Raw genomic sequence first — 8,406 nt, 5'->3', positions numbered from 1 at the left:
ACTCCACCTGAAGAGAAATCTTCTCTCCCACTTATAGAAGTGGGAGTCTTATCAAAAGATAAACCCAAGAAAAGCAGTCTTTCCTCCATCCCCATATTTCAAGTAATGAAATTGCTCACTATTTAGTCTACCAACTTTCTCATTAATTGATAGACCATGATACTTACAAAATGAATTCACTTTTTTTTCGTGTAGCTCCATGCTTTGCTAATCCAAAAACTAACTCATCTATATTATTTGATTTATCAGAAAAAAGCTTATCTTCATCAATTTTACTTATATTACCTTTGCCTAGGCATTTCACACAATACCCTTAAGAGAATTTTTTTCGAAACATTGACATTGAAAGTGGAGTCCCATCGTTATATTTTTCACGGCGTTTTCCAAATAAGTAGTTACTCCTAGATAATAATTCATTTCATTTGATTTTCCCCATTGACCTTTTATCTTAATTATTCTATACAGACATTCAAAAGTCCTGTACATTAATTATGAACAATATTATTGACAAAATAGTACGAACGTACTATAATTAATTTAATCTTATGCTCCGAATAATGAAAGGTAGGCTGAAATGCAATGAACATCAAAGTCATGTATCACACAACAACAGGAAACACCAGGAAAATTTCTCAGGCAATCGCAAGTGCCGTTGGCGTTCAGGCGGAGTTGATTGAAAAAAACACTTCTTTCGAAATGCCCGTTGACCTTTTGTTTATTGGGGACGGTCTTTACGGTGGAAAGGCGCACAAAAGCACAATCGCTTTCATTGACCAATTAAGCCCCGCTACCGTAAAGAACGCTGCTGTTTTTGGTACATATGGCGGGCAACCGATAATCGTAAATTACATTAAAAAGCTTTTACAAGACAAAGGCATAAATGTGATTGACGGGCAATTCGGCTGTAAAGGTAAAGCTTGGTTTTTCATCAACCGCAAACATCCAGATGAAACTGATTTGAACATGGCACAAGAATTTGCCAAAAGAACAATGGAAAAACTGACTTAAAAATCAAAAAAAAAGAAAGGAGTTTTATTATGGAAACAATTAAAGCTATTGCAACAAGAAAATCAATTCGTGCTTATAAGCCGAAGCAATTATCAAAAGACACGCTTAACAAAATCCTAGCAGCTGGGTGTGCAGCCCCTGTATCAGCAGGACTATATAACACTATGCACTTAACTGCAATCCAGGATGAAAAAGCATTAGGTCAATTAACAGATATTATAGGTGCGTCTCTGCCTGAGGAAGCAAAAGAGATGATGGAAAAAATGATGGGTAAGGTAGAGCCCCTTTATGGTGCCCCCACCGTGGTGATTATATCTTCAAAAGAACCTACTGATCCCGGAGCTGACTATGTTAATGCAGGGTGTATCGCTGAAAACATGATGCTTGCTGCTGCCGATGTAGGCGTTGGCAGTGTTGTTCTTTGGTCAGCAGGTGGTACAGTTCAATCAAGTGGAGAATTAAAAGATGCTCTGTCTATACCTAATGACTGTACTGCATTATTTGGTGTAGGCTTTGGCTATGCAGCTATGGAAGATTCAAAGCAAAAGGATTTGACTATTACTATCGACGTGAGCTATGTCTAATACTAGACCGAAATAGAATTACGAAGGGACTATCGCAAAATGTGCTGTCATCCTGGTCGAAACGAAGGATATTTCCAATAACAAACAAATTAGCTTGTTTATCAAGATTCTTCGGTCGTTTCATTCCCTCACAATTACATAAATGCGGATTTTGCGACAAATCCTTTCAATATTTTTGTAGTGTTTTATAGACCGTATAAAAGGAGAAGTGTAAATGAAACCGAGCATTCGCCAAAAGATACTAGAAACCTCAAAAAAACTCTTTAACGAAAAGGGTTTTAATAACGTGTCCATTCAGGAAATTGCTAGTGCACTGGGAATTAGCAAAGGCAACCTGACCTACTACTTTCGTAAAAAAGAGGAGATTATTGAAGCAATCGTAAAAGAGTGCCCTCGATGTGACAACCCTAAAGCTCCGGACAATCTGGAAGACCTAGACCAGTATTTCCATTTTATGCACAACGTGATACAGGAAAATGCTTTTTATTTTTGGCACTACGCACAAATGTTACAACTCTCTACTACCTTAAAAGACGAACAAAGAAAAGTGTATGAGATACACCGAAAAACGCTCTCCCTCTCATTTCATCTACTCTTTGAGGCGGGACTGATTAGGGATGAGGCTTTTCCAAAAGAGTACGAGCGTCTTATTGATGCACTTTACCAATCAATAATCTACTGGCTACCCTTTTGTGAATTGCGGAAGGAACAAAACGTCAGTTTCCAAACACATGCTTGGAGCATTATGCACAACATTCTCACAAAGCAGGGGCGAGAAAGACTGGAAAATTTCACAGAGTATAGCCATTGGTAATCAAAATAGTTACACTATAAATCCTTTTTGAAGTTCAAAACAAAGGTGATATATAAATAATCTGTACTTTAATATTCTGGTTTATCCACCTCATAAACTGTCAGTTTCATGCTTTACATCTAACCTGTTGTGCTGTACCAAAAGCAAACATCCAATCTGCTCACCCCCAACCCCTTTCCATCGATATGTTCCTACTTGTCTACCGTTGACATCCATACCACCATCTCCACATGTGTTTTGGTAAAATGATGATAGGTTTTGGCGGAAACATTTTATACTTAGTGAAGCAGGTCAAACTCCTTTCGTGACAGTTCAATCTCTTTGCTTTCTAAGAATACCTTTCTATATTCAACACACATAAATATTTCATTGTATGTGATAATAGTTAGAGATTTTTCAGCTTGATGGTTCAGAAAAGTATATCGGCGGATTAAAGCTCTTCTTCTTGCCACAGCTTCCTCAACAGTGAAAGGGTAGGGAAAGTAGTATGCACCAAGCAGAATGACTTTTATTTTCTCGAAGACATTGTACTTGGATGATAAGACTAAAATTGGTATTGGTCTCATATCGCGCATAAGTTTCAGATAAGGCAGATATGCTATATTATCACCAGTAATTATGACAAAGAGAAAGTCGATCTCCGTTAGTAGCTTCAATGCTTCTGGCATGGAGTTTAGCATTTTTACGAATACATGATGTTTTAACCATTCTTTTTGTACTGCTTCAAATTCATCGTAATTATTATCTACTCCCAATATCCAATTTTCCACAAGACTTGACTCCCTTCTAAAATATAATATTACGAATTTTCTTACTCATGTCCCGTACCTTTGATCTTTCGGTCTATTCTTTTACAAAAGCCCATCATTCTTTCTCGATACTTTATTCCAAAAATACCTGAAATAGTGGTTAAAACAAAAATCAAAACGGCAGTTTTCCATTTCCCCTGCTCCATGGTAGCCCCGACAAAAGTAGAGGATATGACGGAAGGAATGCGTGCAAAAGTTGAAATAACCAGAAACTGTGTTATCTTCATAGGGCTGGTTCCAACTACATAAGTCAACATATCCTTTGGAGTTCCGGGAATTAAAAACAAGATAAGAACAATTGGTTCCAGTTTCTTAGCGTCTTTCAGAAAAGCAAATTCATCAAGTTTGCTTTTTTTGAACAGCTTGGTTACAAGGGGTTTCCCAAATTTCTTTGAAAGTATAAAAACACAGGATGAAGCTATCACGCATCCTAGCAGGCAAAGAAACAGCCCCCTACGCCAAGGGAAGTAACCCATTGTTTAAATGCTTGTGTTTGCAACTCTGATAAAATATTGATATAAGGAAGAGAAATCAGGCTCAAAGCAATCATCAGAGAAAAAAACACAGTAATTACAATGATTAATTTTTTTGTTAGTTTATCGCTCTTTTTCATATAGTCACCTTTATCCTTTAATATCCCCGTTATGTCGGTCCTGCGGCAGAAAACTAGACAGAGGCTTAACCTTTATTTGGGGCAGTTCAGATTTTGCTTATGTGTAAGCAGGATAGAGGCTTTCCCCATCTACTGGCAACGTATCGGTTTCAGTCCAACCATTGGAGTAAACTTCGACTTCCAGCCCTGTTTGTTTGGAAACTAAATCAAAAAAGTGTTTTATTACATCAGTTTCCGCAATATTACTTGCAAAAGCGATATTCAGCTTACCATCTACAGAACAGACGCCACAATTGATAGAAGCTTCTTTTTTGTGAGACGGAACCGCCTCTATCATGTCAATATATCGCTCCATAGACTTGGGCAGCTTGATACTTCCGAGATTGGTCAAAAGTGCGGTTGTTGCGCTGTCCGTCCGTTTTGATACAAAGTCGATTACCGCTTTTTTAATAAACCACGGAAGAACCCGCCCGACGAGCATTTTCTCATACCCCACAAACGTATTTATCCTGCCAGATAAATTTTCTTTTGTTATACTGGTTTTCATTTGCATAATTACTGATTCAACCAGTTCATCAAAGGTTTGCCCGGAAGTTGTCGGAAGACTTATGTTTATTTGAGAAACAAAATTTCTCAGCGTTTTTGACGGGAACATCCCTCGAAGATTTACAGGGATGCCAATCCGAATCGGATGATGCCCTTGACTCCACTGGGAATCGGATAAAGAAATCGCTTGTGCAAATACAGCCGTCAAATACCCCGTTATGGTCGTTCCGTGCTGACGAGCGTAATCATTGAGCGGCAAAGCCGAAATGACGCCGTGAATGACATTCGTCCTGCAATCCTCAAGAACTGTTCCCTGAATAGCTCGGGCTTTTCGTGTCTCAAATTTTGACTTTTTGACGCACTTTTGGTAATACCTTAAGCATCCGTCCTCCTCTTCCTCTTGCTCCGGGGTGCTTTCTGGCATCAGAATCATTCCCTCATCCTGAACTTCTTTTCCAGTTAAGAGCAAGTATTGGTACACTAACGACTTTAAAAATTCCATCGCCCCCATTCCGTCTGTAAGTGCGTGAAAACATTCCAGCGTAATCCGACGTCCAAAATACATAATTTTGAATAGATATTCATTGTTTTCTTTGACTCCCATAATCGGCGCACAAGGATGGGTTAGTTCTTTCCGCACCACCAGCGGATTGTTGTTTTCATAAAGATAGACCCAAAACAGCCCTTCCCTCAATTTAACCGCCATTGTGGGGAAGCGTTTTATAGTTATTTCAGCAGTTTGCTGAAGCACATTTGGATCAACGTTTTCGGTCAATATTGCTGAAAGACGGAAAACACAAGTATTTGTCTTCTTAGTCACTGCGGGATAAAGCTTTGCGATGTTATCAAGTCTATACGGTCTCTTCATTATAATCATCTCCTGATGTTATTTATAAAATAAAAGCAATACTTCCATCGTTACAAAACAATCATACCAACGCCGTATAAACTGAATTTAAACTCAAAAAGAAAAAGAACAATTTTACCGCGACAGGTAAAATTGTTCTCTTTATCAGCATTAGAAAACAAGACGTGCACTACACAGGCAAAGATATTGTAAACGCAGCTCCCCTCTTGGCTACATGTCTTTGTGAGAAACCATTTTCGGACATGTCAGCCATGAAAACAAATATACTATAACACTAAAGGCTGCAACTATTCCATATAAGAGAAGCCTATTTTCCTCCATATCTATAAAATGACTTAAAGGAAATCTTATCCCTGCGAATGCACCTGCCGTAACCACATAAGAAAGTATCAACCCAACAATGCTTTTTTCAGCATCAAGCAAGCAAAAAAATTTTTAATTAATAGCAATATTTTACTATTATCTTCACTAAGTTTTTGTATGCGTCGTTCGGAAATGCCCCATTTTTCAGCGGCCTCTTTTGTCTACATATATTCCACTATAAAATATCCTAACTTTATATATCATACGATTAAGCGTATAATACCAAACATGAAAAGTACATTGTTACTGTCAAGTAAAAGTTGGCAAATTTATTACTTGAAATTTAATCATCCAATATTTAATGTAATTATCAACTAATTTATAATTTTAACGCCCACAAGGGCAAAGCTATTTAGTTTATTGTGTTTACTTTAAAATATATACTTTTTCCTTGCCCAGTAGGGCATAAATACCTTATTTTTCCGTGTTCCACCCCTAATTATTATATTATACTAAAAACTCAGTTTTAGTACGCTAGCACATTTGTAACTTAACATACCTTGTATTGACCTTCTACCATTCTATAAAATTAGGATTGTTATAATAATCCGTCTGTGGCATCATGATGTTGAATATAATAAGGTCATATACCTCATTTGGGTTAAGTCACTCCTTGACAGCATACACATTATCATTCGAATAGCTACAAACTATTTGATTCAGCTTAAATCATCCTCTACAGCCTTCTGCTCTATTACTACTGCTCATCTTCTATTGCTAAATCATCCTGCTTTTTCAACTTCTTTATTCTGTAGATCATGTAGATTCCTATTAGTGTTGCTGCTGAGCCCATTATTAATCCTATCACACCATTGGCTTTGGACATATCCAGTATATTAGTTTCTTTAATCGTAAATGATAATAATGCTGTCTGAGTTAAAACAAGTGAAATTAATGAAGTTGACAGATTAGTCATCTTTATGGCATGAATTAACAATGTATGGTCATGTCTTGTTATAATTACCCCTCTAATATTTAATCCGATATCAGTAAATGTAACTGTAGCAATTCCGATTGCTACATACATATGATATGAACTTAGAATTGGGTTAAAAAATAACATTATAGAATAAATAATGTACAGTAAGCTGGAGATAATTAATACGGAAGTAGACCATAAATAGTATTTATATTGTTCTCTTTTATTTTTAGCTTTTCGTATGCCAATCAATGCAATGGTTTTTGCTCCTATCATTCCAAAGGAATAAAAAGCATTCGTACATATAAATAATGATAGAGATACAATTCCCATAATAAGCTTACCTACAGCAATTAGGCTGCTGGCTGTTGTCGCTGCTCTGGTTATTTGAAGTGAACGGCTCATTTTATATCCATACAGATTAGTAAATAAATTATTTGTGTCCTTTGCATATTGAAATGTTTTCTTTAGTTTTTTTTGAATCATTTAATACTCTCCACTATAATTAATAATATTATATCAAGAAATTTTCACACTCAATTTATTTGTATTGAGCTAATACATTTTAAATTTGTTATCTGACTATATAACAGTATTTCGTCTTTGTTAAGCCTTAATATTAAAAATATTATAACACTAATATCTATAAACCATAGATTTTTTATTTAACTGAAAAAATACTGTACCTGCTTATTCAGTTTTTCAGTAGATACCTTGTATGTTACATTTGAATTCTTTTTAATATCTGTAGCTGTGCCTCCTAGAATTATAACAGACACCTTTACATTCGTGTCAAAAAATCTGACAAAAGTCCTTCGCTAAGCAATTTTACTGCTACTTTAGAAGCACTATATACACTCTGACCAAGTACAGATAAAAAAACTCCCATACCTGATACATTTACAATGTGTGCTCTTGGACATTTTTGTAAATAAAGCAAAATGCTTTTACCATATAAAGTATCCCATAAAAGTTAATATTCTTAACTCTGTCAATGCCATCCATTTCTAATTCATTTAGATGGATAAAAAGTTGAATAATACTGGCATTATTGATAACCCCCTCAATCTTGTTATGCTCATTTATAACCCTTTCGATAAATGAATATATTGATTCTTTGTCTGAAATATCGACTTTATAGATAAACAACCTATTGGTATTTCCTTCAATTTTTACAGTCTTACTCAATGCATCCAAATTTTGATGTCAACTGCAAAAATAGTTACACCTTTTGCTAGGAGTTGTAAAAGCAGTTCCCTTCCCATACTATTGTCGCCACCAGTTACTACAATATTTTTCCTTCTTCTCTTATAATATTTCTCTTTTAAAACAATGAATTTTTTTATATTTATATAATACTCATTAATTATTTCTTCTTTGTTTGAGTTTTGTTCGAATTTTGTTAATAAAAAAAAGTCAGTCAAGATGAATATAACTCATCTAAACTGGCTTATTCTTTTACATCATTCAGTTTCTTGCTCTATTTCTGTACTATAAAGTAAAGTTATAATAGTCTTCTGACCTTCAAAAGCAGTCATTTCTTCTAATCAAAATACTAAAATTTATCATTTTTCAACCTATTGATTATATGTTCTATTATATTTCTAATAAGTAAATTTCTCAACTAATATTGGTCAATAATTCCAATAGTTTGACTCAGTACCAACAAACCTCATATCTAGAAAATGTATTTGCATAAGTAATAGTTCTTATAAGTCGTTAATCTAATTATTAATTCTTAGGAATCTTAAGTGACCTGTATTATCTACTAAGTAAATGTGTCACTCTTCTTATAATTCTGGACATTTGTATTTCTGTGTAAAAGTAAGCCCTCCCTAAAATCAAGGGGGTCTTTTCTAAATTGAGAATATGTCCAATTATA

Annotated in this window: 12 protein-coding genes and 1 pseudogene; 3 read left to right on the top strand and 10 right to left on the bottom strand. The window is 35.3% G+C overall.

The window, feature by feature from the left end; all coding sequences use genetic code 11:
* Positions 1-163: 163 nt before the first annotated feature.
* Entirely contained in the window at positions 164-304 is a 141-nt protein-coding gene (locus JMO20_RS01510; RefSeq protein ID WP_202707490.1) for a hypothetical protein, read from the bottom strand.
* Between the two features lie 275 nt (positions 305-579).
* On the opposite strand from JMO20_RS01510, the gene JMO20_RS01505 reads away from it, so the two are divergent.
* The 3 genes from JMO20_RS01505 to JMO20_RS01495 all read left to right on the top strand — a co-directional run bounded on the left by JMO20_RS01505 (position 580) and on the right by JMO20_RS01495 (position 2,406).
* Positions 580-1,008, top strand: a complete 429-nt coding sequence (locus tag JMO20_RS01505) for a flavodoxin family protein (RefSeq protein WP_202707489.1) — start codon at positions 580-582, stop codon at positions 1,006-1,008.
* A 29-nt stretch (positions 1,009-1,037) separates the two neighbouring features.
* On the top strand, positions 1,038-1,592 hold the full coding sequence (locus JMO20_RS01500; RefSeq protein WP_202707488.1) for a nitroreductase family protein: 555 nt from the start codon (positions 1,038-1,040) through the stop codon (positions 1,590-1,592).
* A gap of 214 nt (positions 1,593-1,806) precedes the next feature.
* Positions 1,807-2,406 (top strand): TetR/AcrR family transcriptional regulator, encoded by a 600-nt coding sequence (locus JMO20_RS01495; RefSeq protein ID WP_202707487.1) that lies wholly within the window; start codon positions 1,807-1,809, stop codon positions 2,404-2,406.
* Positions 2,407-2,496: 90 nt separating this feature from the next.
* Here JMO20_RS01495 and JMO20_RS20235 read toward each other — a convergent pair whose 3' ends face one another.
* The 9 genes and pseudogenes from JMO20_RS20235 to JMO20_RS01450 form a co-directional block, all read right to left on the bottom strand.
* Positions 2,497-2,622 carry a hypothetical protein gene (locus JMO20_RS20235; protein ID WP_279380032.1) on the bottom strand — a complete coding sequence of 42 codons (126 nt, stop codon included), beginning with the start codon at positions 2,620-2,622 and terminating at the stop codon, positions 2,497-2,499.
* Between the two features lie 62 nt (positions 2,623-2,684).
* The gene (locus tag JMO20_RS01490; protein WP_202707485.1) at positions 2,685-3,176 is read right to left on the bottom strand and encodes a response regulator transcription factor; all 492 of its coding nucleotides are present in this window, start codon (positions 3,174-3,176) and stop codon (positions 2,685-2,687) included.
* Between the two features lie 41 nt (positions 3,177-3,217).
* Positions 3,218-3,640 (bottom strand): VTT domain-containing protein, encoded by a 423-nt coding sequence (locus JMO20_RS01485; RefSeq protein WP_202707483.1) that lies wholly within the window; start codon positions 3,638-3,640, stop codon positions 3,218-3,220.
* 5 nt (positions 3,641-3,645) lie between these two features.
* Entirely contained in the window at positions 3,646-3,828 is a 183-nt protein-coding gene (locus JMO20_RS01480; protein WP_202707481.1) for a hypothetical protein, read from the bottom strand.
* A 97-nt stretch (positions 3,829-3,925) separates the two neighbouring features.
* Entirely contained in the window at positions 3,926-5,242 is a 1,317-nt protein-coding gene (locus JMO20_RS01475) for an alcohol acetyltransferase (protein WP_202707479.1), read from the bottom strand.
* Between the two features lie 210 nt (positions 5,243-5,452).
* Positions 5,453-5,635 (bottom strand): hypothetical protein, encoded by a 183-nt coding sequence (locus tag JMO20_RS01470; protein WP_207753403.1) that lies wholly within the window; start codon positions 5,633-5,635, stop codon positions 5,453-5,455.
* 667 nt (positions 5,636-6,302) lie between these two features.
* Complete coding sequence (locus tag JMO20_RS01465; protein ID WP_202707475.1) at positions 6,303-7,010, bottom strand: cation diffusion facilitator family transporter; 708 nt, start codon at positions 7,008-7,010, stop codon at positions 6,303-6,305.
* A 295-nt stretch (positions 7,011-7,305) separates the two neighbouring features.
* A pseudogene (locus JMO20_RS01455) lies at positions 7,306-7,712 on the bottom strand (SDR family oxidoreductase).
* Positions 7,709-7,948, bottom strand: a complete 240-nt coding sequence (locus tag JMO20_RS01450; RefSeq protein ID WP_202707469.1) for a hypothetical protein — start codon at positions 7,946-7,948, stop codon at positions 7,709-7,711. The pseudogene JMO20_RS01455 and the gene JMO20_RS01450 overlap by 4 nt, the downstream one beginning before the upstream one ends.
* Positions 7,949-8,406 lie beyond the last annotated feature (458 nt).

This window comes from Sporosalibacterium faouarense (genome assembly GCF_016765695.1).
Lineage (GTDB): Bacteria > Bacillota > Clostridia > Tissierellales > VENL01 > Sporosalibacterium > Sporosalibacterium faouarense.
This window is presented reverse-complemented; position numbering and strand designations above follow the sequence as displayed.